Source organism: Streptomyces shinuiensis (genome assembly GCF_043660855.1).
Taxonomy (GTDB): domain Bacteria; phylum Actinomycetota; class Actinomycetes; order Streptomycetales; family Streptomycetaceae; genus Streptomyces.
Genome location: NZ_JBIHML010000001.1, coordinates 4,231,539 through 4,257,077 on the forward strand (window position 1 = coordinate 4,231,539; position 25,539 = coordinate 4,257,077).

The window sequence follows — 25,539 nt, forward strand, 5'->3', positions numbered from 1 at the left end:
CTCAGCCCCCCGCGATGATCTGGGCGAGTTCCTCGACGCCCTGGCGGGTGCCCACGACCACGAGGATGTCGCCCGGCTCCAGTCTGAAGTCCGGCCCCGGGGCAGGGTGCGGCGCGGTGCGCCGCAGCACCGCGACGATGGACGCCCCGGTGCGGGTACGGGCGCGGGTGTCGCCCAGCGGCCGGCCCCGGTAGGGGGACCTGGCGGTCACCGGGATCCGCTCGGTGGCCAGGTCCAGCTCCCCGACGGCCAGGTCCGGAGCCTCGGGCTCGGGAGCGATCAGCGCGGCCAGGGAGGCGGCCTCGTCGGAGTCGAGCTGGAAGGACGCCTGGCAGGTGTCGGGGTCCTCGGGGGCGTAGAAGCCCAGGAAACGCCGGCCGTCCTGGTGGACGACGACGGACAGGTGCCGCCCGGAGCGGGTGGTGACGTCGTACTGGATACCGACGCCCGGAAGCGGTGTGCGTTTCATCGGCAAGGCTCTCCCCCGGGGAACGGATCGGGCGGGCCCTGGACGTGCGACGCCGCCGGAAGAGCCCGTTCGCGTGGAATGCAGCCAAGTTTCGCACAGGAGGGTTCTCCGGGAGCCGGACACCGACGCGTATCCGCTGCTCAGGAGGCCGAACGCGGGCCAACCGCGGGCCGGACCGGGCCGGTTCGGGGAGGGGCGGCGGATACGGTCCGCCTTGGCCCGGGAGCCGCTCCGGCTCCCGGGCCAAGGCGCCGGAGGAGCGTTTCCGCGGCCCGGAAGGAGTGCGGGTGGGGCGGGTGGGACTCGAACCCACGGCCGACGGATTATGAGTCCGCTGCTCTAACCGGCTGAGCTACCGCCCCGGGACGGCGCGCCACGCACATCTGTGCGCGCCGTCTGCCGCAGCATAGCCGCTCATACGATCTCCCGCCCGTGCCGGGGTGAGCCAGGGGCGCTGGGGCCCGTAACCATGGGCCGGAGGCCGGTCGCCGGAACGGAGCAGGACCCCGGCAGGGCGCCGGACACGCGCCGGGTACAAGAAGCGGGCACAAGAAGAAGGACCCCTCGCGGAGCCCTTCCCGTTCTGCTCCCCCGACTGGACTCGAACCAGTAACCTGCCGGTTAACAGCCGGCTGCTCTGCCAATTGAGCTACAGGGGACTGCTGCTCGGAGGCGCCCGTTCCGGTTTCCCGGGGGCGTTCCCCGCTGGCGAGGAATACAGTAGCGCATGCCGGGGGGTGCTCTGAAATCGGTATTCGCGGCGCGCCTCGGGGTACCCGGTGGAACGTCCGCCGCAGACCGACAGGGCGCACACCCGCGCGGCAGGGGTGCGCCGGGAGAGACCTGAGAAAGGGTGGAGCCATGCGCTACCGGCTCACGTTCGTCGTAGGAGTGGCCGTCGGGTACGTGTTCGGCACGCGGGCCGGGCGGGAGAAGTACGAGCAGCTGCGCGAGAGGGCCCGGAAGTTCGCCGAGAACCCCGCGGTGCGCAATGCCTACGAGTCCGCCGCGCACAATGGGCGGGAGATGGCCGGCAAGGCGCTGAACACGGTCTCCGACCGGATGGGCGACCGTGTGCCGGGCCCGGTCTCCGACAGGGTGCGGATGCTGCGCGGCCGCCGTGTCGAGCAGCGCACGCCGTTCGACGACGGCTGGGGCACCGGCAACGCCTGAGGAGGGCAATGCCCGGGGCGCACCCGGCGGCGCCCGTGTCAGGGTCCGCCCGGCAGCCGCCCCGCGAGAGCAGGGTCCAGGAGGGGGCCGAGCGGATCGCCGTACCTCTCCAGCCGGGAGGCCAGATCCCCGGCCGTGAAGACGAGGTCGCCGGGCTGTTCGCAGCCGGCGACCTCGTCCCACGTCACCGGGGCGGAGACGGTCGGCCGGGACCGCGCGCGCAGGGTGTACGGGGCGGCGGTCGTCCGCGTCCACAGGTTCTGGCCGTGGTCGACGAAGACCCGGCCCTCGCGCAGCCGCCGGGGCACCTGGTCCACGACGAGGTCCGGCAGCGCCTCGGCCGCCTCGCGGGCCAGCCGCTCGGCGTAGTCGGCCGCCGCCGCGGAGTCGGTGGGCCGCAGTGGGGCGAGCACGTGCAGCCCCTTGGAACCGGAGGTCTTGGCGTACGAGGGCAGGCCGTCGCGCTCCAGCCGGTCGCGCAGCCCGAGGGCGACCGCGCAGCACTGGACGATCGTCGCCGGGGCGCCCGGGTCGAGGTCGAACACCAGCCGGTCGGCCATCCCCTCGGCGGGGAGCCGCCACTGGGGTGTGTGCAGTTCCAGGACGGAGAGATTGGCCGCCCACAGCAGGGTCGGCAGGTCCTGGACGACCACCTGCCGGCCGGTCTTCCCGCCGACACGGTGGACCTCGCACACCGTCACCCACTCCGGTGTGCCGGGCGGTACGTGCTTGGCCATGAACGAATCGGCCCCCACGCCGCGGGGGGCGCGGACGAAGGACACCGGGCGGTCGCGCAGATGGGGCAGGAGCACCTCGGCGACGGAGGTGTAGTAGTCCACGACATCGCCCTTGGTGAAGCCGGCGGCGGGGTAGAGGACCCTGCCCAGGCTGGTCAGCTCGATCGTGCGGCCTTCCACGACGGTGCTCGTCATGGAGCGCGGGTTCCACGGACGGCGCCGTCCATGCGGGGCACCGTGCCGCGTATCGCGGCGGGGCGCGGGCCGGGTGCCGGCGGGGAGGGGCCGTTGCGGGGTGCTTCGGGCCGCGGCTAGCCTGTGTTCGTGATTCCGGTCGTTCTTCGGAATCTCGAACGACTGCGGGTGCCGGTGAGCCCGGAGCCCCCGGGGGAGAAGGGGAGGGCTGCCATGGGGCGCCTCGTGCCGGCCGTGACCAGGGCTCTCGACGTCCTGGAACTCTTCCTCGACGGGGACGGGACTCTGTCGGCGCCGGAGATCACCCGGAAACTGGGCCTGCCCCGCACCACCGTCCACGAACTGGTGACCACCCTGGCCGCGCGCTCGTATCTGGTGCCCGTGCCCGAACAACCCGGACGTTACCGGCTCGGGGTGCGCACCTACCAGCTCGGGAGCCGCTACGCCGAGCAGCTCGACCTCGCCGCCGAAGGGCGGCAGGTGGCCCAGAACGTCGCCGAGACCTGCGACGAGACCGTGCACGTGGCCATCCTGGAGGACGCGGACGTCATCTACATCGCCAAGGTGGACAGCACCCACGCGGTCCGCATGGTCTCCGCCGCCGGCCGGCGTCTGCCCGCGCACTGCACCTCGGTGGGGAAGATGCTGCTGGCCTCGCTGCCCCCGGACGAGCTGGACGCGCGCCTGCCCGGTTCCGGCGCCGAGCCGCTGCGGGCGATGACGCGGAACTCCATCACCTCGCCGGAGGTGCTGCGCGAGGCGCTGGCCGAGATCCGCGAGCGCGGCGTCGCCGTCGAGCGGCGCGAGTCCAACCCGGACGTGAGCTGTGTGGCCGCGCCCGTCCGGGACGGTACGGGGAAGGTGGTCGCGGCGCTCAGTATCTCGGTACCCATGATCCGCTGGAGCGAGGAGCGGCGCGCCGAGCTGGAGGCCCTGGCGGTCGAGGGCGCGGCCGAACTGTCGGCGCGGCTGGGACACCGCGGCGCGGCGTAGCCGGGCGGGCACGGGCGGACAGCCGGACACCGGCGGGTGGCCGGCGAGGAGAGGGGCGGGACGGTATGACCGGATCGGGGACGACGGTGCGGCTCGAGGTCGCGGTGCGGCAGGGGGCACTGCTGGGCGAGGGGCCCACCTGGGACGCGGAGCGCGAGCGCCTGGTGTGGGTGGACATCCTCGCGGGCCGGGTGCACACCTACGCCCCGGCCGACGGCCGCCGCACGGTGCTGGCGACCGAGCAGCACGTGGGCGCGGCCAAGCCGCGGGCGAGGGGCGGCCTGGTGGTCAACCTCCGCGACGGGGTGGGCCTGTACGACGGGGACGGCTCGTTCTCGTGGCTGCACCGCGAGCCCGTCCCGGGCCGCCGGGGCAACGACGCCGCCGTCGCCCCCGACGGCGCGCTGTGGGCGGGCACGATGGCGTACGACGAGCGCCCGGGCGGGGGCACGCTCAGCCGCGTCGCCCCGGACGGCTCGGCCGTCACGGTCCTGGCGGACGTGACGATCGGCAACGGCACGGGCTGGAGCCCGGACGGGCGGCTGATGTACCACATCGACACCCCCACCCGCCGGATCGACGTCTTCGACACCGACGGCCCCGAGGTGCTGGGCCGCCGGGTGCTGGTACGGATCGAGGAGGGCGCGGGCTTCCCCGACGGGCTGGCGGTGGACGCGGAAGGCTGCGTCTGGGTCGCCCTGTGGGGCGGGGGCGCGGTCCGGCGCTACACCCCCGACGGCAGGCTGGACCGGACGGTCGCCGTCCCGGCCTCCAACACGACGGCGTGCGCCTTCGGCGGGCCGGGTCTGCGGGACCTCTACATCACCACGGCCCGGACGGGTGCCGACCCCGGCGCGGAACCGCTGGCCGGTTCGCTGATGGTGCTGCCGGACGCGGGGGAGGGACTGGAACAGCCGCCTTTCGCGGGCTGACACCAGATCTTCACAGGGAGCGTCTTCTCCTCTTCCCGCCGGGCCTCGTAGCCTGCGGACTCCATGACCTACTGCGTCACATGCCGTCGGCATCTCAACGGCGCCCTCTCCTGCCCGGGGTGTGGCACACCCAGCCACGGCCCGGCACCGGTGGACCCCTCGGCCTCCGCCGATCCGTACGGTCAGGGGCCCGGTCCGTACGGCCCGTACGGCGGCGATGACGTGTACGGCGGGTACGGGCAGGGCGGCGGGTACGGCCACCAGGGCGGCCACGGAGGTGCCCACCAGGCGTCCGGGCAGGCCGGGGAGGAGATCCCCGGCCAGGAGCGCGGCTTCCGCGGCGGTGCCCGCGACACGTACGGCGACACGTACGGCGCGGAGGTCTCCGGCGGGCACGGCGGGCGCGATGAGTACTGCGAGCACGGCGAGCACGACGGTGGCCCGGGTGGCGGGGCCGGTGGCCGGGCGGCCGCCCGACGCGGCCGCCGGGCGCGGTCGCAGGCCGGGCGGCGGCGCCGTACCGCCGTCGTGGGTTTGATACTCGGCGCCGGGCTGGGCACCCTCGGCGTCGCGGAGTTCACCACCGAGGGCGTACTCAAGGAGCTGCCCATACCGGGCGTCTCCCCGGACGGCGGCGGGGACGGGCCCGATGAGGACGCCGACGGTGAGGAGGGTGCCGGATCCGCCGGCTCCGACGGCTCGGCCGAACAGCCGCCCGGGGCTGAACGGCCGGGCGCCGGCCCGTCGGGCCCGCCGTCCGCCGTGCCCTCCGCGTCGGGCTCCTCCTCGGCCGGGCCGTCGGGGTCGGCGGACTCCTCCGCGGATCCCTCCGCCTCCGCGGACCCCTCGGCCACCGCGGTCGAGAGCGGCGGCGTCACCACGGCTCCCGGACCCACCGCCGACCCCACCCAGGCCCCCGATCCGCCGCCCCGGGAGACGCCGCCCGCCGATCCGCCGCCCCCGGCGGAACCGGAACCCGGGCCGGAGCCGACGCCCACCTGCGAGCGCTTCCTGTGGTGGTGCACCTAGGGCAGGGCCGCTCCGCCCGGCCCTGCCCCTTCCCGCCCGCCTCGTTCAGTCCGGGGAGGCGTCCGGTGAGTCGTCGCCGGAACCGCCGCCCAGCATGCGTCTGAGCAGGTCGCGCAGGAGGGCGCGCTCCACCGGCGTCAGATCGGCCAGGGGCTCGCCGGCGAAGTCCATCGACGCGCGCAGCCGTTCGGTCGTCTCGTGGCCCGCCTCGGTTGCGGCGGCGAGCTTGACGCGGCGGTCGGCCGGGTCGGGGCGCCGCTCCACCAGGCCGCGCGACTCCAGCCGGTCGACGATGCCCGTGACGTTGGACGGCTCGCACTTCAGCCGCCGGGCTATCTCCCGCATGGGCAGGCACTGGTGGTGGAGCAGGGCGAGCAGCCGCGCCTGCGCTCCGGTCAGGGAGTGCCTGGCGGCGGCCTCGTCGTACTCCTGGTGGAAGCGGGTGACGACGGAGCCGATCAGTTCGACGACCTCGAGGGTGAGGGGGTCGGCGGGGGCGGTACGGGAGGCCATGGACCCAGAGTACCGATTCGCTTGACAACATGAAACATCAAGTGGATGGTTGTTTCACAGTCTTAAGCATATGGAGGCGTTTCCATGACGTTGCCCGCCACCGGACGTGAGTGGCATCTGACCGCCCGCCCGCAGGGATGGCCGACGCCGGAGGGGTTCGCGCTGCGCGAGGCCCCCGTGCGCGCCCCTGTGGCCGGTCAGATCCTGGTGCGCAATCTCCACCTCTCGGTCGATCCCTACATGCGCGGCAGGATGGACGACGTCAAGTCCTACGCCCCGCCGTTCGAGCTGGACCGGCCGATGGGCGGCGGTGCGGTCGGCGTCGTCGTCGCCTCCGAGGCCGAGGGATTCGCCCCGGGCGACCACGTGCTGCACGGCCTGGGCTGGCGCGAGTACGCCACGGTGGACGCGGGGAACGCGGCGAAGGTCTCCGCCGAACCGGCCCCGCTGACGACTTATCTCGGGGTGCTCGGCATGCCCGGGCTGACCGCCTACGCCGGACTGCTGGAGGTGGCCTCCTTCAAGGAGGGCGACGCCGTCTTCGTCTCGGGCGCGGCGGGCGCGGTCGGCGGCCAGGCCGGCCAGATCGCCCGGCTCAAGGGGGCCTCCCGCGTCGTCGGCAGCGCCGGCTCGGACGAGAAGGTCGCGCTCCTCACCGGGGAGTACGGCTTCGACGCCGCCTTCAACTACAAGAACGGTCCGGTGGCCCGGCAGTTGGAGGAGGCCGCGCCCGACGGCATCGACGTCTACTTCGACAACGTCGGCGGTGAGCACCTGGAGGCGGCGATCGGCTCGCTCAGGGCGCACGGCCGTGTCGCGGTCTGCGGGATGATCGCCCAGTACAACGCCACCGAGCCGCCCGCCGCCCCGCGCAACCTCGCGCTGGTCATCGGCAAGCGGCTGAGGATCCAGGGCATGCTCGTGGGTGACCACTCGGATCTGCGGCCGCGGTTCGTCGAGGAGGTCTCGGCCTGGATCCGGTCCGGGGAGCTGAAGTACCACGAGACGGTCGTCCAGGGCATCGAGAACGCGGTGGACGCCTTCCTCGGCATGCTCCGCGGCCAGAACGTCGGAAAGATGGTCGTCAGTCTGGACGGCTGACGGGCCGTCGAAGGAGCCGGGGCGTCCCGGAGGCCGTGCGCCCCGGCCGCATCCCTTCCCGGCGCGCGGCGCGCGCCGCGCGCAGGCGGCCTCGACGCAATTCGACGCAGTCCGACACAGGAGGATCCGTATGTCCGTCCAGTCCGCCGACGTTCTCTACACCGCCGTCGCCACCGCCGAGAACGGCCGCGAGGGCCGGGTCGCCACCGACGACGGCAGGCTCGATGTCGTCGTCAACCCGCCCAGGGAGCTGGGCGGAAGCGGTGACGGCACCAACCCCGAGCAACTCTTCGCCGCCGGTTTCAGCGCCTGCTTCCAGAGCGCGCTCGGTGTCGTCGCCCGCCGTGAGAAGGCGGACATCTCAGGATCGACCGTGACCGCACGGGTCGGGCTGGGCAGGACGGAGGACGGCGGCTTCGGCCTCAGGGTCGAACTCACCGCCTCCATACCGGGCCTGGACCGGGAGGCGGCTCTCCAACTGGTGAAGAAGGCCCATCAGGTGTGCCCGTACTCGCGGGCGACCGAGGGGAACATCGAGGTCGTCTTCGATATTTCGTCACACGTTCGAAATGCTGGCGCGAATGTAATGACGGGGCTCGACCGGCGTCAATGGGGCGGGCGCGGGTTTCCGCCGCTCAGGCGGGCGGACGTCCGGCGGTGACCTGCCGGTGGGCGATCTCGGCGAGTGCGCGCTGGCCCTCCGGGCCGGGGTGGAACCAGTCCCAGGAGCTCAGCTCGCGGGCGGTGAAGCGGTAGCCGTGCACCGCCCCGCCGTCGTGCCGGCAGCGCGCGTCGCGCTCGCAGACCTCCGCCAGCGCGGTGTTGTACGCCCGCACCCGCGCCGACACCTTCGCGCGGCGCTCCGCCGCCGCGGTCTCCGAGGTCCCCGCCCCGTCCAGCATCGACGGGCAGATGCCGAGCTGCCACACCTGCGCGGCCACCGGGTGGGACCGCCCCAGGGACCACAGCCGCTCCAGGTCCGGCACGCCGGCCACGTACACCTGGGTCTTCGGCGAGGCCCGGCGCAGGGTGCGCAGCGCCTCGGCGAAGTCGGCGCGGAACTCCTCCGCCGGCGTCATCCGCTCCACCGTCGGCCGGCAGGCGTCGTTCGCGCCGATCAGCACCGTCACCAGCTCCGGCCGGCGCGCCGCCGCCTTCCGGGCCTGGGCGGGCAGCTCGGCCATCAGGGCGCCGGAGCGCGCGTGGTTCCAGGTCGCGGAGGCCGGGACGCCCAGCCGCCGCGCCAGGCTGTCCACCTCGGGGGAGGTGCCGGTGGCCCAGGAGGCCTCCGGGCAGTCGTCCAGCAGCGAGCAGGCGTCGAAGGCGCGGGTGATGGAGTCGCCCAGGGCCGCCAGCGAGTCGGGACCCGTGTCCCATGCGGTGGAGGGTGAAGGGGAGGGGCGGGCCTCGGCGGACGCGCCCCGGGAGTCCGGCGCACCACCGCCGGAGCCGCCGCACGACACGGCGAACACGACGAGGGCCGCGGTGACGGCGACCGCGGCCCGGGCGGCGGACGGCGGCCCCCCGCGGCGGACGCGTCCCGCGGGCGGACGGCCGGACGGCGCGTTGTCTCGCACGGGTGCTCCCCCCGTTCCTTCCTGTGTCCCGGTGGGGTGATGGTTCGGACGGGTGGGTTGACCGCCTCGGCCGACGGTACGTCACCCCATGGGTGCCGCGGCACGGTAGCTTTTGCCATGACGGTCCGAAAATGGCCGCCGGACACGTTTGACAGATTACATCGCGTCACTTGCTGTCCCTTTTAGGGAGAATCGGCACGGATAGTGTTTACTGTTCGTAACTTCGGGAGCCGGAGGACACGTGACCGATGGGACAGGATGTCAACCGGTGACCCGGCGCATGGCCGGCAGGGATTCGAGGCCGCCACGGAAGGTCGCACTCGAACCACACAGGAGGTCCCGGTGACGACACGTGGAGTTCTGTACGTGCACTCCGCCCCCCGCGCACTGTGCCCGCACGTCGAATGGGCCGTCGCGGGAGTGCTCGGCGCCCGCGTCAGCCTCGACTGGATCAAGCAGCCCGCATCCCCGGGAACCTGGCGCGCGGAGCTGTCCTGGCAGGGCGAACCGGGCACCGCCTCCAAACTCGCCTCCGCGCTGCGCGGCTGGCGCATGCTCCGCTTCGAGGTGACCTCCGAGCCCTGTTCCACCGCGGAGGGCGAGCGCTACAGCTCCACCCCCGAGCTGGGCATCTTCCACGCCGTCACCGGCATGCACGGCGACATCCTCATCCCCGAGGACCGGCTGCGCGCCGCCGTGGACCGCGCCGCACGCGGCGAGACCGAGCTGGAGGCCGAGATCTCCAAGCTCCTCGGCAAGCCCTGGGACGACGAGCTGGAGTCTTTCCGCTACGCGGGCGAGGGTGCCCCGGTGCGCTGGCTGCACCAGGTGGTCTGACACCGGCCCGGCGCCGCGCTCGTACGGCCGCACGGCCCCCCGGACCGCGCGAGCGCGTCACAGGGTCGCGCTCCCGATCCGGCCGGGCACACGGCGAGCCGGACGGTGTCCGCGGCGGCCCCCGGCGCCGGTGCCACGGGCGCGCCGGCGTTCCGAGCGCCGGCCCGGCCTCCGCCTCCCGGAACCCCACCCCGCCGGACTCCGGTCCCTCCGGACGCCCGAGGGGCCCGCCGGACGATGTCCGGCGGGCCCCTCGGGCGATACACGCGCCCGTCGCGGCGGGCTTCAGGCGGTGCCGGTGCTCAGGCGGTGCTCAGGCGGTGCGGAAGGCCACGACGACGTTGTGGCCGCCGAAGCCGAAGGAGTTGTTGATCGCCACCAGCGGGCCCTCGCCCAGTGGGCGCGGTCCGCCGGTCACGACGTCGGCGTCGACCTCCTCGTCCAGGTCGTCGACGTTGATGGTCGGCGGCGCCGTGCGGTGGTGCAGCGCCAGCGCCGTCGCCACCGTCTCGATGCCGCCCGCGCCGCCCAGCAGATGACCGGTCATGGACTTGGTGGCGGAGATGGCGACGTGGTCCAGGTCGGAGCCCAGCACCTTGCGCAGCGCCTTGATCTCGGCGATGTCGCCCTGCGGGGTGGAGGTGGCGTGCGCGTTGAGGTGCGCGATCTCCGAGGGCTTGAGGTCGGTGGCCTCCAGCAGGCCCTGCAGGGCGTCGGCGATGCCCCGGCCGCCCGGCTCGGGCTGCGCGATGTGGTGGTTGTCCGCGGACAGGCCCTGCCCCAGCACCTCGCAGTAGACCTTCGCGCCGCGCCGGGCCGCGTGCTCGGCCGACTCCAGCACCACGACGCCCGCGCCCTCGCCGAGCACGAAGCCGTCGCGGGCCTTGTCGTAGGGGCGCGAGACCTTCGCCGGGTCGCCGTCGTTCTTCGACAGCGCCATCATGTTGGCGAACGCCGCGATGGGCAGCGGATGGATCGCCGCCTCGGTGCCGCCCGCGACGACCACGTCGGCGCGTCCGGTACGGATCATCTCCACGGCGTAGCCCACCGCCTCGGCCCCCGAGGCGCAGGCGCTGACCGGAGTGTGCACGCCCGCCTGGGCGCCCACCTCCAGGCCCACGTTGGCCGAGGGGCCGTTGGGCATCAGCATCGGCACGGTGTGCGGGGAGACACGGCGTACGCCCTTCTCCTTGAGCACGTCGTACTGGTCGAGCAGGGTGGTGACACCGCCGATGCCGGAGGCGATGACGGTGCCGAGCCGGCCAGGGTCCACCTGGCCGTTCTCCCCGGCCCTGCCCTCGTAGCCGGCGTCCGCCCACGCCTCGCGGGCCGCGATCAGCGCGAACTGCGCCGAGCGGTCCAGCTTGCGGGCAAGCGGACGGGGCAGGACCTCGGACGGGTCGACCGCCGCCCGCGCGGCGATCTTCACGGGCAGTTCGGCCGCCCACTCCTGCTCCAGGGCCCTGACCCCGGAGCGGCCGGCGAGCAGGCCCTCCCACGTCGATGCGCTGTCGCCACCCAGCGGTGTGGTTGCGCCGATACCGGTGACGACCACGGTGTGGTGGGTCGCGTTCACAGGAATTTCTCCACTGGTAGGGGAAGTGCGGTCATCCGCCACCGCGGGGCGGGTGGCGACAAACGCTTCAACGGGCGTGCAGACCGGTCAGTCCTGGTGGTTGAGGATGTAGTCCACCGCGTCGCCGACGGTCTTGAGGTTCTTGACGTCGTCGTCCGGGATCTTGACGCCGAAGCGCTCCTCGGCGGCGACGACGACCTCGACCATGGACAGCGAGTCGACGTCCAGGTCGTCGGTGAAGGACTTCTCCAGCTGGACGTCCTCGGTCGGGATGCCGGCGATCTCGTTGACGATCTCGGCGAGACCCTCGACGATCTCTTCCTTGGTGGCGGCCATGGTGGCGCTCCTTCGTGTCGTGTTACGCGTGGTGTGTTGCGGTCCGGTGTACTGCGGTGCTGAACATCCGGCTATGGGAGGGTAACGACCGTCGCCGCGTAGACGAGACCCGCCCCGAAGCCGATGACGAGCGCGGTGTCGCCGCTCTTCGCCTGCCCGGTCGCCAGCAGCCGCTCCATGGCGAGCGGAATGGAGGCGGCCGAGGTGTTGCCGGTGGTCTCCACATCGCGGGCGACCGTGACGTGCTCCGGCAGTCTGAGAGTCTTCACCATCGAGTCGATGATCCGCATGTTGGCCTGGTGCGGGATGAAGACGTCCAGGTCGTCGACGGTGATCCCGGCCGCCTCCAGCGCCTGCTGGGCGACCTTGGCCATCTCGAAGACGGCCCAGCGGAAGACCGTCTGGCCCTCCTGGCGGAGCGCCGGGAACTTCTCGACCTCGCCCTCACGGTAGTCGTCCCACGGCACCGTCTGCGAGATGACGTCCGCCTTGTCGCCCTCCGAACCCCACACCGAGGGTCCGATGGCGGGCTCCTCGGACGGGCCGACGACGACCGCCCCGGCGCCGTCGCCGAAGAGGAAGGCGGTGGTGCGGTCCGTCAGATCCGTCAGGTCCGAAAGCCGTTCGACGCCGACGACCAGCACGTACTCCGCGCTGCCCTCCACCACCAGGCCCTTGGCGATGGTCAGGCCGTAGCCGAAGCCCGCGCAGGCCGCGGAGATGTCGAACGCGGCGGCCTTGCCGGTGCCCAGCCGGTGGGCGACCTCGGTGGCGATCGAGGGCGTCTGCTTGAAGTGGGAGACGGTCGAGATCACGACCGCGCCGATCTGCTCGGGGTCGATTCCCGCGTCCGCGATCGCCTTGCCCGCCGCGGCGAGCGTCATCTCGGCGACGGTCTCCTCCGGCCCGGCCCAGTGCCGGGTGGTGATGCCCGAGCGGGAGCGGATCCACTCGTCGGACGAGTCGATGTGCTTGAGGATCTCCTCGTTGGGCACTACGCGGGTCGGACGGTAGCCGCCGACGCCGAGGATGCGCGCGTACGGTGCGCCCTTCGCAGGCCTGATCTTCGCGGTCATGCTCTCGCAAGCTCCTATCGACTGCTGTCCGGCCACTGGGCCGCGGGAGAGGCGTGCTCGGCGATCAGCTCACGGGCCGCGTCGAGGTGCTCGGGGGTCTTCAGAGCCAGCGTCTTCACGCCCGGCAGGGCACGCCTGGCCAGGCCGGTGAGGGTGCCGCCGGGGCACACCTCGATCAGCGCGGTGACGCCCATCTCCTTGAACGTCTCCATGCACAGGTCCCAGCGCACCGGTCCGGCGACCTGCCGCACCAGCCTCTGCAGGACCTCGCCGCCGTCGGCGACCGCCCGCCCGTCCCGGTTGGAGACGTAGGGCACGCGCGGGTCCTTGGGCGCCACGCCCTCGACGGCCTTCGCCAGCGCGTCGACGGCCGGGGCCATGTGATGGGTGTGGAAGGCGCCCGCCACGGGCAGCGCCTTGACCATCCGCGCCCCCTCCGGCTTGTCCTCGGCCAGGGCGGCGAGCTGCTCCATGGTGCCGGCGGCGACGATCTGGCCGGCGCCGTTGACGTTGGCCGGGGTCAGCCCCAGCCCCTCCAGATGGGCCGTCACCGTCTCCGGATCGCCGCCGACGACGGCGGCCATACCGGTCGGGGTGACGGCGGCGGCCTCGGCCATCGCCCGGCCGCGGGCGCGCACCAGCGCCATCACGGCCCCGGGGGTGAGTACTTCACCGACCGCGGCGGCGGTCAGCTCGCCCACGCTGTGGCCCGCGACGGCGCCGAGGGAGTCCAGCGGGACGCCCTCCAGCAGCGCCTGCGCGGAGACCAGCCCCGCGGCCACCAGCAGCGGCTGGGCCACGGCCGTGTCGCGGATCCGCTCGGCGTCGGCCTCGGTGCCGTAGTGCACCAGGTCCAGGTCGATGGCGGCCGACCACTCACGCAGCCGGTCGGCGACGCCGGGGAGTTCGAGCCAGGGAGTCAGGAAGCCGGGCGTCTGGGCGCCCTGGCCGGGAGCGACGAGTACGAGCACCCTCACACTCTCTCTTGTCGACGGAGGTCCACGCCGGTGGGGACCAGCACGAAGAACGGTCAGGGGAATTGTGGGAGGCCGACAAAACCGATGGGCACGACTATATCTGCCCTCCCCCGTCTGCCAGGCGACCCAGGATCAGCGCGACGCGCAGTGTGAACGCCGAACGGACGTCCGAGGGGGACCATCCGGTGACGTCCGTCACACGTCGCAGCCGGTAGCGAACGGTGTTGGGGTGTACGAACAGCATCCGCGCGGCCCCCTCCAGACTGCTCGCCTGCTCCAGATAGACACTCAGAGTCTCCAGGAGGGCGGCTCCGGCTTCCTGGAGCGGTCTGTAGATCTCCTCCACCAACAGCGCGCGCGCGGTGGGATCCGCGGCCATCGCGCGTTCGGGCAGCAGATCGTCCGCCAGCACCGGGCGCGGCGCGTCCGGCCACGCGGCGCACGCCTTCAGCCCGGCCGCGGCCGCCTGCGCCGAACGCGTCGCCGACAGCAGGTCGCCCACCACGGGGCCGGCCACCACCGGGCCCGCGGCGAACGGACCGATCAGCGACCTGGCGACGTGCAGCGGATCGTCCGAGCCGCCGGCGATGACCACCAGCCGGTCGCCCAGCACCCCGGTCAGCACCTGGAGCTTGGCGTGCCGGGAGGCACGCCGGATCGCCTCCACCGTCAGCTCGCTGTCCCCGTCGGGCGCGTTGCCCAGCACGACCGTCACATGCTCGGGGGAGCTCCAGCCCAGCGCCGCCGCGCGGGAGACGGTCCCCTCGTCGGCCTCGCCGGAGAGCACGGCGTTGACCACCAGCGACTCCAGCCGCGCGTCCCACGCGCCGCGCGCCTCGGCGGCCTGCGCGTACACCTGGGCGGTGGCGAAGGCTATTTCGCGGGCGTAGACCAGCAGCGCCTCGCGCAGCACGCTCTCGTCACCGGGCGCGGCGACCTCGTCGATCGCCGTCTCCACGACCTCGATGGTGGTGCGGACCATCTCCACGGTCTGCCGCAGCGTGATCGCCCGCGTCAGCTCGCGCGGCGCGGTGCCGAAAACGTCCGTGCTGATCGCCTGGGGTGTCTCGGGGTGCCGGAACCACTCGGTGAACGCCGCGATGCCCGCCTGCGCCACCAGGCCGATCCACGACCGGTTCTCCGGCGGCATCGCCCGGTACCAGGGCAGTTGCTCCCCCATGCGGGTGAGTGCCGCGGCGGCCAGCTTGCCGGAGGACTGCTCCAGCCGCCGCAGCGTCGCGGGGTGCGGGTGGGGGCGCTGCTTGTCGGGTGCTGGTGTCTGAGTGGGTTCTGGCACGGGACAAGACTGCCCTATTGGTACGGCCGTATGGGTGGCGGGTGTCGGATCCGTACAACAGGCGCCCGCGCGGGGCCGGGACCGGGCCGCCGTCGGCCCGGGGGAGCCGGGACCGGTGGGCCCACTACCCGCCCGGTGCCTCGGCGGGTCCGGCCGGCCGGACCGTGGTCCTCGACCTCGTGGAGCGGCGAGTCCACCGACCAGTCGGCGAGGAACTCCTCGGCGCGGCCGTGGGAGTGCGCGGTGTCGGTGTAGCGCGCCCCCCGGCTCCCGGGCGAGGTCCGGCGGTTCGCGGGTGCGGCGGCGCGACCGCGGCACCGTCCGCCCGGCGCAGAGGTTCAGCCGGAGGGCCGCTGCCCGTGGGCCGGGGCGCCGGCTCCGGCGGCCGGCTTCCCCGCCGGGCGCGGACGAGGACGAAGCAGGCGGTGGAGTCCGGCGGCGGCGAGCTGGAAGGCCGCGATGCCCAGCAGCAGCAAGTGCGGCGGCAGCCCCGCCGCGGCCCCGGCGAGGGCCGAACCGCAGGCCGCCGCCGAGATCTTCAGTCCCGCCCCGATGGTGAAGACCTGTGACCGCACCCCGGGCGGGGAGTGGTCGGCGCGGATGCGCAGCGTGGCGCTCAGCAGCGGCCCCTCGAAGACACCCGCCACCGCGAACAGCGCCGTCTGCGCGGCGAACGAGGGCGCGGCAGCGGCGGCGGCCAGGCCCAGGCCCGCACCGGTCAGGCAGAAGGGGACCAGGCGCCGGGCGGGGAAGGACCGCAGCCACCGGGCCACCGCCAGGGAACCCGTCAGCGCTCCGAGCGCCAACGCCGTCATCAGCACGCCCCCGGCGTCCGGGCGGCCCCGGTCGCCGGCGAGGAGCACAGCGGTGGTGGTCAGACCGCCGACACCGACGAAGGCCAGGGAGGTGGCGGCGGTGACCGCGCGCAACTCCCGCACGCGCCACATCGCCGCCAGGCCCGCCCCGAGATCGGTCCGCAGCGTCGTCCGGGACTTCGGGCCGGGCGCCGCGGTCCCGGTCCCGCCTCCGCCCGTGTCCGTCCGCCCGTCGTACGGCAGTGCCGCCGCGGTGACGGCCGCGCCCGCCGCCGACGCGGCCAGCAGCACCACGGCCGGGGCGGGCGAGGCCAGCGCGGCGATCACGCTCACCAGGGCGGGGCCGGCCACCGAGACGGCGTTGTAGGTGGCCGCGTCCAGGGCGTACGCGCGGTCGCGGTCCGCTCCCCCGGGCACCAGGCGGGCCACCAGGCCGGACAGTCCGCCGGTGGCCACCGGGCCGCAACCGCCGCCGAGGACGGCGACGGCCAGCACCACGGGCAGGGGCGCGCGTCCGGTGATCGCAGCCAGCGCCGCGATACCGGCCGCCAGGCCGCCCAGCGCGCCCAGGTAGAACAGCCGGGGGCTGCGGACCCGTTCGGCCAGCGCCCCGGTCAGCGGCGCGGCCAGTACGTGCGGGGCCATCCACGCGGTGAGCACGAACGCGCCCTGGGCGGCGCTGCCGGTGCGGTGCATCGCCAGCATCACCACGGCCACCGCCATGCCCTCCTCGGCGAGCCTTGCGAGGAAGGCAGTGGCCAGATAGGACCTCAGCCCGGTGTGCGCGCGCACGGGCGCCTCCAGTGTGTAACGCCATACAGGGGAAAGACGTTACCCTGTAGGGAGGTGATGGGGGAGGGAGACGTGAACGACGTGGTGACCGGAGGCGGATTCCAGCCGGCCCGGCGGCTGGTCGACCTCGCCAACGCGCTCCGCGCCGACCCGGAACTGCCCCGGGAGGCACTGGCCGAACTGCTCGTCCGTCACGGGGAGCGGCCGGAGGACCTGGCCGGGGACGCGTTCCCGGCGGCCTGTGCTGCCGAACTGCGTTCCGCCGTCGCCCGTATGACGGCGGTGCTGGCCGAGACCGGGACCGGTCCGGCCGCCCGCGCGCTCAACGAGATCCTCGCCGAGTGCGGCGCCCGCCCCCGCCTGACCGACCATGGCGGACGCCATCCCTGGCACCTCCACGTCGACCGGGACGAGGACGCGGGCTGGGCCGACTGGTTCCTGGCCACGAGCGCTCTGGCCCTGGCTCAGATCGTCACCGAGCACGGCCGCGCCGCCTGGGGCGAGTGCGCCGCCCCCGGCTGCTCCGCCTTCTACCTGGACGCCGGCCCCGGCAGTGCCCGCCGCTACTGCTCGGCCACCTGCGCCTCCCGCGCCCGCGTCGCGGCCCACCGCCGCCGCCGGAAGAAGGGCGACGCGGACAACCCGGCCGGTCGGCGGGAAGGGCGGGACGGTGCGAGGTGAAGCGGGAGAGTCGTCCGCCTTCCGGGAGCGCCGGCGGTCAGCCGTCCCGACGCCGAGCTGTACCGTTCGTCCGGCCTGCACACCGCGGCCGCTGCGCCGGGTCCTCCCCTGGCCGGCGGAGGTGGAGCCGCGCTGTACGCCGTATGCGCGACGAACCGCCGGAGTCTCCCCGCTTCGGTGAGCCCTCCTCCGAACGGCCCTGTTACGCCGGGGGAGTGAGGGTGGCCGTCGTGTGGGATGTCCGGCCGTCCGCGTACCGTGGAGGAATGCTGCACATATGGCGCGGTGCGGGCCGTTATCGGGGCGGGGAGCCGGCGGCCGGCATCGAGACACGGCACGCCTTCTCCTTCTCCGGCTTCTACGACCCGTCCAACACGCGCTTCGGGCTGCTGGTCGCCTGCAACGAGGAGTGGCTCGCGCCGGGCGCGGGCTTCGCCGAGCACCCGCACGCGGACGTGGAGATCGTCTCGTGGGTGGTCGAGGGCGAGCTGACCCATGAGGACTCGGCCGGCCGCCGCGTGACCGTGCGGCCCGGGGACGTGCAGCGCCTGAGCGCCGGGCGGGGCATCCGGCACGTGGAGCGCAACGCGGGGAGCGAGCCGTTGCGGTTCGTGCAGATGTGGCTGGTGCCGGGGGTGTTCGGCGGTGAGGCGGAGTACGAGGTCGTACGCGGCATAGCGGACAACACCCCGTACGCCCTGGCCCGCGCCGACGCGGTGCTGCACGTGCGGCGGCTGGGTGCGGGGGAGCGCACCGCGGTGCCGGACGCCCCGTGGGTGTACGTGCACGTGGTGCGCGGCGGGCTGCGCCTGGGCGGGGAGCCGCTGGAGGCGGGCGACGCGGCGCGGATCACGGACGCGGAGGGTCTGGAGGCGTCCGGATGCGAGGCCGGGGCCGAGGCGCTGCTCTGGGAGATGCACTCCGAGCCGTTCTACGGCTGAGCCCGCCCCCTCGCGGCGGTTCGGCGGCGGGCTCCCCGGCGGACTCCGGGACCGGGAGCACGCCGGAGCAGGTGGCGCGCCCGTAGGAGCCGAAGGCGGTTGGCCTCCTGTGCGGCCTCCGGATCCTTTGGCGCCGGATTCTCCGGGCGGTCGGCCGATTCCTCCGCCCGCGTGCGGTCTTTTTCCTCGTCCGGTGTGTCCGGGGGCCCGGACATGCCCTTGCTCATGGCGATCCCCGTCACCTTCTTTGTGGCCTCGCAAGGAGGCTCCCGGCCTTCGGTCCCGGCATGACCTGAGCCCCCAGTCGACGATGATCGAAAAGTGGTGTCACCGGGTCCGAAGGCATTGGCGGACCGCTGATCAGGGGCACGAGCGTCGATCCCGCACCGGGAGAGGCAGTCTCTTCGCAACGTGGATGCCGGCACGCTGATGCCGCAGGTAGGGCCGGGAAGAACGCGAGTACTGAGCAAGTACGTGAGCGGTGACGACGGTATCGACGTCTACCTGGGCCTGGACGTCGGTAAGGGCGAACATCACGCCACGGCGCTGACTCCGGCGGGCAGGAAAGTCTTCGACAGGCGGCCGCCCAACACGGAGCCGATGCTCCGAGAGGTCTTCGCTAACCCTCGATCTTTCGTGAGGGTCCGCCGACGGGGTCGGCGGACCCTCACCCGTTCTGTTCCTGAGCCCGGGCAGGTCGGCGGCCCGGCTGTCGCGTCGGGTGGGCGCCGGGTTCCGCTGCTCCGGGCCGGGTCCTCTTTCCGCAAGGGCAGGTGAATGCGCTGGTCAGCCGGGGTTGGGCAGGAGCGCGAGGCGTTCGAGGGCGCCGGTGACCGTGTCGGTCCGGGGCCAGTGGGCCGCCAGGCGGAGGATGCGGCGGTGGCCGGTGGTGACGAGCTGTCCGGCCGCGCTGAACAGGCGCAGCCGCAGCCGCAGGCGGCGGGGTTCCCAGAGCCGGGCGGTGTCGGTCAGGGTGAGCATGGGCATCCTCCCCCAGACTTCGTCCGGGGGTGCCCCCGGCCAGCAGGTCGAGGGCGATCTGGACGATCTCCAGCCAGATCCGGTTCCGGGCGGTGCGGTGCAGGGGCAGGTTGCGCAGGCCGGTGGCCCGGGCGGCGCGGATGCGGTCCCCGGCCCTCGCCCGCAGCCGGTGGCGCAGCTCCAGCTCGGCGATCGGCCGGCCCGAGGTGTTGGTCGCGAAGCAGGTCAGCCGGAGGACTACCTGCTCCTGGAGGTGAAGGGCTCTTCTCCTCTCGACAGCGTCAGACGCGCCCTGGAGGGCCGGGGCTGGGAGGTGCGCGAACCGGAGGGGGAGACCTCCTTCTGGTGGCGGACAAGTCCAAGGCCGGGCTGACGCTCAGCCGCTACTCCGAGGAGCGCTGCGGCATCCAGGGTGAGAAGTGCGGGATCTTCCGGGAGAAGGCCGCGGGCCGGTCCGGAGCGCTTTTCACCGTATCGATCATGCCTTGCGTCTGAGGCCCGGGACGGTGCGGCGGCCGGGTCTTGGACGAAGGCGCGAGAGGTTCGCAGGCCGACCGCCCGGTGCCGATGGCGGCCGAGGTGTCCTGCCGCAGGGCTTTCCGGGCCTTCGGGGCCCGGCTCGCACGGTCACCGCATCTGTGCGCAACCGGCCGTGGCATGTGCTGCTCGGTGGTGGCCTCCGAGTTTCTTCGAAGGGTCCTGGATCAGGAGGAGGCCGTGAAGGCGTGGCAGATGGAGGCGGCGCGTCACGATTGGGGTGCTCTGCGGTGCGGGTGCGGTGAGTCGGGCGCGCATCTGCCGAAGATGTTCGACCGGTTGGTGTCGGCCCGGGCGCCGGGTGAGGTGGCGGGGTGTCTGCTGAGCGGGCATCTGGAGGAGCAGCCGATGCTCTTCCGGGTCGCCCCGCCGGCGGTTCCGGTGATCCTGTCGGCGCGGATGGACGGGCGGGTGAAGGTGAGCGCTTGTTCGGTCTGCCGGAGGTGTGGCAGCGTGTGCCGACCGTGGAGCGAGGATCGGCGGATGTGCCGTCGGGCGGCGGCCGGTGATCGTGCGGGGCCGCCACGGCGGTGGGTCTCCGCACGTGTGCGAGACGGTGAACTGGTAACAGGGAATGGGGGGTTTGGTGGGCAAGAGCAGAGTGTTCCTGACGGCCGCGGCGATGGCGCCGCTGCTGGCGCTCACGGCGGCGTGCGGTGGTTCGGACGATGCCTCCGGCAAGGACGCTGAGAAGCGGTCCGGGAGCGGGAGCAGTGCGTCGACGGAGGCGGGGAAGCAGGACGGGAAGGCATCGGGGCCGGTCCTCGACGAGGCGGCGCTGAAGAAGGCGCTGCTCGCCGAGGGCGAGGTGAAGGGCTATCAGGTCGCCGCCGCCGACCAGGAGTCGGTGACGCCGAAGGCGGACCGGGACGAGTGCCGGCCGCTGGCCGACCTGACCGCCTACGGCACCGGACGTACGCCCGAGGCGCGGGCGTTCGCCGCCCAGGGGTTCGCCGGGACGGGGCAGGAGACGGCCGGGCGGATCGTGTCGGTGTCGCTGCTGTCCTACGACGGCGACGGCGCGGCCCGGACGGTGGAGGGCGTGCGGTCGGCGATCGAGGCGTGCGGCGACGGTTTCACCACCTCGGGCAACAACGGCGGGGAGACGATCCGCTACAAGGCCGTGGAGGAGATCGAGACGCCCGAGGGCGGTGACGAGGCGGTCGCGGTGCGACTGGTGGGCGAGGCGGAGGGCACCGAGGTGCCGATGCACTTCGTGGTGGTGCGCTCCGGGGCGTCGCTGGCGCAGTTCATGGGGCTGAACATCAAGTCGCCGTCGGGCGCTTCGGTGCCGCAGGACGTCGTCACCGCGCAGGTGGACAAGCTCGCCGGGGTCGCGGCCGGCTGAGGGAACGGGGGGTACGGGACCGGCCGCCCCGGTGTGCGAGGCAGCCGGTCCTGGGTCCGGTCCCGGTCCTGGGTCCGGTCCCGGTCCTGGCTCCGGTCGGGGGATACGTGGGGGAGGTGGTGGTCCGGCACGCCGGTGCGGTATGGGTGGACTTCGACGCCGGGCAGCGCGAGCGGTTCGGGCAGCCGGTGGGCGTGCGGATGCCCGACGGGCGCGTGTGGAACCCGCTGGGCGGTGTGGCCACCGGTTCGCGTACGGCTCGCAGGAGTCGGTGTCGACGTTCTTCCTGCTGCTGCACGGCCGGGACCGGCCCGGCGGGAGCGACCCCGACGCCGCCTGACGGCTTCCGGCCCATCCGCGACCGCCGCGTGCGACCGTGTCCGTGACTTCGCCGGGCGGGAGGCCGCGCAGGCTCAGCCGCCGCGTACGAGCGAGGCGAAGCGGAGGGCGACCGTGCGCCACACCCCGGCCGAGGCGGGCTCGTCGGCCTCCGCCCGGCGTACGGTCTCCGCGGGGTCGAAGCCCAGGCGCCGCAGCCGCTTCGGATCCCACGCCCGTACCTGTGCGGCCGTCGCCTCGGGGTGGAACTGCGTACCCCACGCCCGGCCGCCCACGGCGAACGCCTGGTACGGGCACCGTTCGCTCTGCGCCAGCCACCGGGCGCCGGGCGGGAGCTCGGTGATGGCGTCGACATGGTTCTCGATCGCGGCGGTACGGTCGGGCAGTCCGCGGAAGAGCGGGTCGTCCGCCGCCTCGGGCCGCAGCGCCAGCGGTGTGCTGCCGACCTCCGGCTCGCCGTGCTCCCCCGCGACCGTCCCGCCCGCGACCTGGGCCAGTATCTGGCCGCCCAGGCAGATCCCGAACACCGGGACGCCGCCGTCCAGCGCCCCGGCGACCAGGGCGCGGGTGGGGGCGAGCCAGGGGGCGCGCGTGTCGTCGTCCGGCAGATAACCGCCGCCGAGGACGAGGACGCCCCGGTGGCCGTCCGTCCGGGCGGGCAACGGCTCGCCGTCGTATGCGTGGACGATGTCCAGCGCCAGGCCGCCCTCGGCCAGCCAGGTCCCGAAGCGGCCCGGCCCGCCGTTCGGGGTGTGCTGCACCGTCAGTACGCGCGGCTGCCCGCCCATGTGCCGTTCCTTCCTCCCGCGTCGGCCGGCGGCCGGTCCGCGGCCGGTCCGTGTCGGTCCGCTTCGGTCGGGGTGTCTCAGTTCCCGCGCAGTTCGGCCAGTACCGCGTCGGTGAACGGCGGCCATGCCTCGATCGCCCAGGGGCCGAACGCCCGGTCCGCCAGGACCACGCAGGCGGCGCCCGCGTCCGGGTCCACCCACAGGAACGTACCCGCCTGCCCGAAGTGGCCGAAAGTGCGCGGGGAGGAGGAGTCGCCCGTCCAGTGCGGGGACTTGCCGTCGCGGATCTCGAAGCCCAGGCCCCAGTCGTTGGGCTTCTGGTTGCCGTAGCCGGGCAGGACGCCGGGGAGGCCGGGGAAGACCACGGACGTGGCCCCGGCGACGGTGCGCGGATCCAGCAGGCGCGGGGCCTGGAGCTCGGCGGCGAAGCGGACCAGGTCGGCCAGGGTGGAGACGCCGTCCTTGGCCGGGGAGCCCGGCAGGTCGGTGGCGGCCATGCCCAGGGGGACGAGAACGGCCTGGCGCAGATACTCGGGGAAGGGGATGCCGGTGGCCTTGGCGATGTGGTCGCCGAGTACCTCGAAACCGGTGTTGGAGTAGATCCGGCGGGTGCCCGCGGCGGCCATCGTGCGGTGCTCGTCGAAGGCCAGGCCGGAGGCGTGGGCGAGCAGGTGCCGCACCGTCGAGCCCTCGGGACCGGCCGGCTCGTCCAGCTCGATCGCGCCCTCCTCGACGGCGATCAGCGCCGCGTACGCCGCCAGCGGCTTGGTGACCGAGGCGAGCGCGAAGCGGTGGTCGGCGGGGCCTTGCGTTCCGGCCACCGTGCCGTCGGCGCGTACGACGGCCGCCGCCGCCGTTGTGGCCGGCCAGTTCTCGATCGTGCGCAGGCTGTCCATGGTCCTGAGCCTAACGTGGGGCGGGGTGGGCCGACGTGGCGGGATTTCGCCCCTGTTATTCGCTTGCCTGGAGCGCACTCCAACTCCGTAGCGTTCCCCCATGACCGTGACGCAGACGCAGGTGCAGACGGGGATGGACACGGACGCCGGTGGGGAAACCGGGGAGCTGCGGGCGGATGCGTGCGCGACGGCCGACGTGCCCCATCCGCGGCCGGACGGGCGGGACCGCTACACGATCGGCGAGGTCGCCGCGATCACCGGTCTGAGCGCCCACACCCTGCGCTGGTACGAGCGGATCGGGCTGATGCCGCACATCGACCGGTCGCACACCGGACAGCGCCGCTTCACCAACCGCGACCTGGACTGGCTGGCCTTCGTCGGCAAGCTGCGCCTGACGGGGATGCCGGTGGCGGACATGGTGCGCTACGCGGAACTGGTGCGCGCGGGCGACCACACCTTCGAGGAGCGGCAGGAGTTGCTGCGCGCGACCCGCGAGGACGTCAGGCGCAGGATCGACGAGCTGCGGAGCACACTGGCGGTCCTCGACTTCAAGATCGACTTCTATGCGGACGCCCGGCGGGCGTCGGAGAGGTTCTGAGGAGCCGGACGAGCTGGGACAGGAGCGAACGGACCGCCACGGCGCGGCTCGGCGCGACACGGTTCACAGCTCGGCGAGGAGCTCGGCCTTCTTCACACTGAACTCCTCGTCGGTGAGCAGCCCGGCCCCGTGCAGCTCTCCCAGATGCCGGATGCGGTCGGCGATGTCGGCAGGGGCGGGCCGGACCGTGGCGACCGGGTCCGCCGCGCGGGGGACAGGAGCCGCCGCCTCCGGGACCGGGGCGGGCTCGGCCGCCCGTACCGCCTCCAGCACCGAGGCCGCCAGCGGCAGCGACTCGTGCACCAGACCGTAGCCAAGGCCGAAGACGACGGCGGCCGGGTCCTGGTCGGCCTCCGGGCGTTCCCGGTCCTCCGCCTCGCCGCGGCGGACCAGCCGCAGATGGCCGCCCACCACCTCCGGCGAGCGCCATCGGAGACCCTGCAACTCGCCGACCGGGAACGACTGGTCGCCCGCCTTCCACTTCGCGGAGGAGGCTCCGGTCCAGAACCAGCGGAAGGACACCGCCCGGCCGTCGAAGGAGACCTTGCCGTCGTACGCCTTGAACTGCAGCGGAGCGGCGGGCGCGGCGACCAGGTGGCGGTCGGCCGGCTCCTGCGCCCGGGGGCCGAGCACGGAGGACAACTCGCTGACCCGGGCGGCGGCCAGGGGCTCGTGCTCGGCGGGGAGCACCAGGCGGTACGGGTCGCTGGTCTCCCTGAGCTGCCCGGCGGCGGCCTCCATCAGCGGATCGGCGCCAGGGCGCGGTTCGGCACGCAGTACGACGGTGCCCCGTCTGGTGCCGGGAGCCAGCTCGACAGACCTCAGCGCCTCGTAGGGGACGCGTCGCTCACCGAGCACGTGGAACAGCTTCGGAGTGCGGATGCCCCGTTCGAAGCGGATGAGCACGGAGTCGGTGTCGAACTCCCAGGAGGAGTTAATTCCGGCCAGCACGTCACCCATACGGGTCATCGTATGCGTCGGCGCCCGAGTCTTCCTCCTCCGCCGTGCCGCATACGTCACACCTCGTCCACCCGGTGGCGGGCGCCCGTACCGAAGGCCTTCATGTCGGCCGGGGCTCCCGGTGCCCGGCCCGGAGTCCCCGGTGTGACCGTGCGGCGCCCTCGCCGGCGGGCTCGGCGTCCGCGGTGCCCGCGCCGCCGCAGCGGGGGGGAGGTGCCGGCCCGGGCGACGGCGTCGTCCGGGGCGCGGAGTCACCGGAGCGGGTGAACCGCGGCGGGGCGTCCTATGTCACATCCGGCACGGAGGAAGGCCCTCCCCGCTTCCACCGGCGGACCGCCAGTCCTCCGCCAGAGCTGGGCCGAGCCGGTCGAGGTGCTCCCGGAAGACCCTGCGGGCGCCCTCAACGGTGATGTCCCGGCCGGTGGCCCAGCGGCGCCCCGCGAGCTGGAGCACGCCCGCGAAGGCCGCGACCAGTACCCGTGGCCGCGGATCGTGCTCGGGATCGACCCCGGCGCGGCGGGCGATCTCGGCGGCGAGCCGCTCCTCCTGCTCGGTGGAGTGCCGCAGATGGACCGCCGTCAGGGCGGGGGTCGTCTCGATGACCTGCCACATCCTCATGTAGACCTCGAGTGGCACGACCTCCTGGATGGCGTCACCGATGTCGTTCCAGGCGGCACCGAGCGCGTTGCCCAGGACCTGCAGGGGCGCCTCGTCGGCGGGGCGCTCCCCGACGGCGGTGAAGAAACGCTCCTCGACCGCCCGCAGGAGGGCGAAGGCGACCTCCTCCTTGCTGGCGAAGTAGCGGAAGAACGTCCGCTGGGAGACGTCCACGGCGGTGGCGATCTCGTCGATCGTGGTGCGCTCGTACCCCTGGGCGGCGAACAGTTCGTGTGCCGTGCGGACCAGCGCGTCCCGGGTGCGCTGTTTCTTGCGCTCGCGCAGTCCGGCCACCCGGGCACCTCCTGCCGTCTCGAAAGGTGCCGGTCACCCTACCCGTGAGCTGGGCTTCAGCCGGCAGGCACATAATCACTTCGGAAGTGTCAGT

Annotated in this window: 26 protein-coding genes, 2 tRNA genes and 3 pseudogenes; 14 read left to right on the forward strand and 17 right to left on the reverse strand. The window is 73.5% G+C overall.

What is annotated here, in order from left to right; genetic code table 11:
- Nucleotide 1: 1 nt before the first annotated feature.
- From ACGRHY_RS19150 to ACGRHY_RS19160, 3 genes are all read right to left on the reverse strand, one after another.
- Nucleotides 2–475, reverse strand: coding sequence for a cation:proton antiporter regulatory subunit (locus ACGRHY_RS19150; protein ID WP_394636543.1), 474 nt, complete (start codon nucleotides 473–475; stop codon nucleotides 2–4).
- 282 nt (nucleotides 476–757) lie between these two features.
- Nucleotides 758–831, reverse strand: a tRNA-Ile gene (locus ACGRHY_RS19155).
- 224 nt (nucleotides 832–1,055) lie between these two features.
- Nucleotides 1,056–1,128 (reverse strand) — tRNA-Asn (locus ACGRHY_RS19160).
- A 202-nt stretch (nucleotides 1,129–1,330) separates the two neighbouring features.
- On the opposite strand from ACGRHY_RS19160, the gene ACGRHY_RS19165 reads away from it, so the two are divergent.
- A complete protein-coding gene (locus ACGRHY_RS19165; protein WP_093849012.1) occupies nucleotides 1,331–1,642 on the forward strand; it encodes a YtxH domain-containing protein in 312 nt (103 codons plus the stop codon).
- 38 nt (nucleotides 1,643–1,680) lie between these two features.
- Here the strand turns inward: ACGRHY_RS19165 and ligD are convergent, their stop codons facing one another.
- Entirely contained in the window at nucleotides 1,681–2,574 is an 894-nt protein-coding gene (gene ligD / locus ACGRHY_RS19170; RefSeq protein ID WP_394636544.1) for a non-homologous end-joining DNA ligase, read from the reverse strand.
- Nucleotides 2,575–2,787: 213 nt separating this feature from the next.
- On the opposite strand from ligD, the gene ACGRHY_RS19175 reads away from it, so the two are divergent.
- The 3 genes from ACGRHY_RS19175 to ACGRHY_RS19185 all read left to right on the forward strand — a co-directional run bounded on the left by ACGRHY_RS19175 (nucleotide 2,788) and on the right by ACGRHY_RS19185 (nucleotide 5,528).
- A complete protein-coding gene (locus tag ACGRHY_RS19175) occupies nucleotides 2,788–3,567 on the forward strand; it encodes an IclR family transcriptional regulator (protein ID WP_394636545.1) in 780 nt (259 codons plus the stop codon).
- Nucleotides 3,568–3,632: 65 nt separating this feature from the next.
- Entirely contained in the window at nucleotides 3,633–4,499 is an 867-nt protein-coding gene (locus ACGRHY_RS19180; protein ID WP_394636546.1) for an SMP-30/gluconolactonase/LRE family protein, read from the forward strand.
- Between the two features lie 63 nt (nucleotides 4,500–4,562).
- Nucleotides 4,563–5,528 carry an SCO2400 family protein gene (locus ACGRHY_RS19185; RefSeq protein ID WP_394636547.1) on the forward strand — a complete coding sequence of 322 codons (966 nt, stop codon included), beginning with the start codon at nucleotides 4,563–4,565 and terminating at the stop codon, nucleotides 5,526–5,528.
- Nucleotides 5,529–5,573: 45 nt separating this feature from the next.
- Here ACGRHY_RS19185 and ACGRHY_RS19190 read toward each other — a convergent pair whose 3' ends face one another.
- Nucleotides 5,574–6,041, reverse strand: a complete 468-nt coding sequence (locus tag ACGRHY_RS19190) for a MarR family winged helix-turn-helix transcriptional regulator (RefSeq protein WP_394636548.1) — start codon at nucleotides 6,039–6,041, stop codon at nucleotides 5,574–5,576.
- Between the two features lie 84 nt (nucleotides 6,042–6,125).
- Here ACGRHY_RS19190 and ACGRHY_RS19195 point away from each other — a divergent pair, with 84 nt between their 5' ends.
- Both ACGRHY_RS19195 and ACGRHY_RS19200 read left to right on the forward strand, forming a co-directional pair.
- Nucleotides 6,126–7,142: an NADP-dependent oxidoreductase gene (locus tag ACGRHY_RS19195; protein ID WP_394636549.1), complete on the forward strand. Its 1,017-nt coding sequence runs from the start codon at nucleotides 6,126–6,128 to the stop codon at nucleotides 7,140–7,142.
- Between the two features lie 130 nt (nucleotides 7,143–7,272).
- A pseudogene (locus ACGRHY_RS19200) lies at nucleotides 7,273–7,698 on the forward strand (organic hydroperoxide resistance protein); the annotation flags it as partial.
- A gap of 79 nt (nucleotides 7,699–7,777) precedes the next feature.
- On the opposite strand, the gene ACGRHY_RS19205 reads toward ACGRHY_RS19200, so the two are convergent.
- Nucleotides 7,778–8,719 carry an SGNH/GDSL hydrolase family protein gene (locus tag ACGRHY_RS19205; RefSeq protein ID WP_394636550.1) on the reverse strand — a complete coding sequence of 314 codons (942 nt, stop codon included), beginning with the start codon at nucleotides 8,717–8,719 and terminating at the stop codon, nucleotides 7,778–7,780.
- A gap of 342 nt (nucleotides 8,720–9,061) precedes the next feature.
- Between ACGRHY_RS19205 and ACGRHY_RS19210 the strand changes: the two genes are divergently transcribed.
- Nucleotides 9,062–9,556, forward strand: a complete 495-nt coding sequence (locus ACGRHY_RS19210) for a DUF3145 domain-containing protein (RefSeq protein ID WP_394636551.1) — start codon at nucleotides 9,062–9,064, stop codon at nucleotides 9,554–9,556.
- A 313-nt stretch (nucleotides 9,557–9,869) separates the two neighbouring features.
- Here the strand turns inward: ACGRHY_RS19210 and ACGRHY_RS19215 are convergent, their stop codons facing one another.
- The 6 genes from ACGRHY_RS19215 to ACGRHY_RS19240 all read right to left on the reverse strand — a co-directional run bounded on the left by ACGRHY_RS19215 (nucleotide 9,870) and on the right by ACGRHY_RS19240 (nucleotide 16,425).
- The gene (locus ACGRHY_RS19215) at nucleotides 9,870–11,132 is read right to left on the reverse strand and encodes a beta-ketoacyl-[acyl-carrier-protein] synthase family protein (RefSeq protein WP_394636552.1); all 1,263 of its coding nucleotides are present in this window, start codon (nucleotides 11,130–11,132) and stop codon (nucleotides 9,870–9,872) included.
- Nucleotides 11,133–11,219: 87 nt separating this feature from the next.
- On the reverse strand, nucleotides 11,220–11,468 hold the full coding sequence (locus ACGRHY_RS19220; protein ID WP_093654688.1) for an acyl carrier protein: 249 nt from the start codon (nucleotides 11,466–11,468) through the stop codon (nucleotides 11,220–11,222).
- Nucleotides 11,469–11,539: 71 nt separating this feature from the next.
- Nucleotides 11,540–12,544 (reverse strand): ketoacyl-ACP synthase III, encoded by a 1,005-nt coding sequence (locus ACGRHY_RS19225; RefSeq protein WP_394636553.1) that lies wholly within the window; start codon nucleotides 12,542–12,544, stop codon nucleotides 11,540–11,542.
- Nucleotides 12,545–12,558: 14 nt separating this feature from the next.
- Complete coding sequence (locus ACGRHY_RS19230) at nucleotides 12,559–13,515, reverse strand: ACP S-malonyltransferase (protein ID WP_394638119.1); 957 nt, start codon at nucleotides 13,513–13,515, stop codon at nucleotides 12,559–12,561.
- A gap of 100 nt (nucleotides 13,516–13,615) precedes the next feature.
- Entirely contained in the window at nucleotides 13,616–14,818 is a 1,203-nt protein-coding gene (locus ACGRHY_RS19235; protein ID WP_394636554.1) for a PucR family transcriptional regulator, read from the reverse strand.
- 338 nt (nucleotides 14,819–15,156) lie between these two features.
- Nucleotides 15,157–16,425 carry an MFS transporter gene (locus ACGRHY_RS19240; protein ID WP_394636555.1) on the reverse strand — a complete coding sequence of 423 codons (1,269 nt, stop codon included), beginning with the start codon at nucleotides 16,423–16,425 and terminating at the stop codon, nucleotides 15,157–15,159.
- A gap of 72 nt (nucleotides 16,426–16,497) precedes the next feature.
- Between ACGRHY_RS19240 and ACGRHY_RS19245 the strand changes: the two genes are divergently transcribed.
- From ACGRHY_RS19245 to ACGRHY_RS19255, 3 genes and pseudogenes are all read left to right on the forward strand, one after another.
- Complete coding sequence (locus ACGRHY_RS19245; RefSeq protein ID WP_394636556.1) at nucleotides 16,498–17,106, forward strand: CGNR zinc finger domain-containing protein; 609 nt, start codon at nucleotides 16,498–16,500, stop codon at nucleotides 17,104–17,106.
- Nucleotides 17,107–17,372: 266 nt separating this feature from the next.
- A complete protein-coding gene (locus tag ACGRHY_RS19250) occupies nucleotides 17,373–18,047 on the forward strand; it encodes a pirin family protein (RefSeq protein WP_394636557.1) in 675 nt (224 codons plus the stop codon).
- A 429-nt stretch (nucleotides 18,048–18,476) separates the two neighbouring features.
- Nucleotides 18,477–18,665, forward strand: a pseudogene (locus ACGRHY_RS19255) (IS110 family transposase); the annotation flags it as partial.
- A 168-nt stretch (nucleotides 18,666–18,833) separates the two neighbouring features.
- On the opposite strand, the pseudogene ACGRHY_RS19260 reads toward ACGRHY_RS19255, so the two are convergent.
- A pseudogene (locus ACGRHY_RS19260) lies at nucleotides 18,834–19,263 on the reverse strand (transposase); the annotation flags it as partial.
- Nucleotides 19,264–19,373: 110 nt separating this feature from the next.
- On the opposite strand from ACGRHY_RS19260, the gene ACGRHY_RS19265 reads away from it, so the two are divergent.
- The 3 genes from ACGRHY_RS19265 to ACGRHY_RS19275 all read left to right on the forward strand — a co-directional run bounded on the left by ACGRHY_RS19265 (nucleotide 19,374) and on the right by ACGRHY_RS19275 (nucleotide 21,253).
- Nucleotides 19,374–19,523, forward strand: a complete 150-nt coding sequence (locus tag ACGRHY_RS19265; RefSeq protein ID WP_394636558.1) for a hypothetical protein — start codon at nucleotides 19,374–19,376, stop codon at nucleotides 19,521–19,523.
- A 628-nt stretch (nucleotides 19,524–20,151) separates the two neighbouring features.
- Complete coding sequence (locus ACGRHY_RS19270) at nucleotides 20,152–20,913, forward strand: hypothetical protein (protein ID WP_394636559.1); 762 nt, start codon at nucleotides 20,152–20,154, stop codon at nucleotides 20,911–20,913.
- A gap of 217 nt (nucleotides 20,914–21,130) precedes the next feature.
- Complete coding sequence (locus tag ACGRHY_RS19275; RefSeq protein WP_394636560.1) at nucleotides 21,131–21,253, forward strand: hypothetical protein; 123 nt, start codon at nucleotides 21,131–21,133, stop codon at nucleotides 21,251–21,253.
- A 73-nt stretch (nucleotides 21,254–21,326) separates the two neighbouring features.
- Here ACGRHY_RS19275 and ACGRHY_RS19280 read toward each other — a convergent pair whose 3' ends face one another.
- Both ACGRHY_RS19280 and ACGRHY_RS19285 read right to left on the reverse strand, forming a co-directional pair.
- Complete coding sequence (locus tag ACGRHY_RS19280; protein ID WP_394636561.1) at nucleotides 21,327–22,040, reverse strand: type 1 glutamine amidotransferase; 714 nt, start codon at nucleotides 22,038–22,040, stop codon at nucleotides 21,327–21,329.
- 77 nt (nucleotides 22,041–22,117) lie between these two features.
- Nucleotides 22,118–22,936 carry a serine hydrolase domain-containing protein gene (locus ACGRHY_RS19285; RefSeq protein ID WP_394636562.1) on the reverse strand — a complete coding sequence of 273 codons (819 nt, stop codon included), beginning with the start codon at nucleotides 22,934–22,936 and terminating at the stop codon, nucleotides 22,118–22,120.
- A 133-nt stretch (nucleotides 22,937–23,069) separates the two neighbouring features.
- Between ACGRHY_RS19285 and ACGRHY_RS19290 the strand changes: the two genes are divergently transcribed.
- Nucleotides 23,070–23,534: a MerR family transcriptional regulator gene (locus ACGRHY_RS19290; RefSeq protein ID WP_394638120.1), complete on the forward strand. Its 465-nt coding sequence runs from the start codon at nucleotides 23,070–23,072 to the stop codon at nucleotides 23,532–23,534.
- 63 nt (nucleotides 23,535–23,597) lie between these two features.
- Here the strand turns inward: ACGRHY_RS19290 and ACGRHY_RS19295 are convergent, their stop codons facing one another.
- Nucleotides 23,598–24,494, reverse strand: coding sequence for a DUF4429 domain-containing protein (locus ACGRHY_RS19295; protein WP_394636563.1), 897 nt, complete (start codon nucleotides 24,492–24,494; stop codon nucleotides 23,598–23,600).
- A gap of 288 nt (nucleotides 24,495–24,782) precedes the next feature.
- Nucleotides 24,783–25,445: a TetR/AcrR family transcriptional regulator gene (locus ACGRHY_RS19300; RefSeq protein WP_394636564.1), complete on the reverse strand. Its 663-nt coding sequence runs from the start codon at nucleotides 25,443–25,445 to the stop codon at nucleotides 24,783–24,785.
- Nucleotides 25,446–25,539 lie beyond the last annotated feature (94 nt).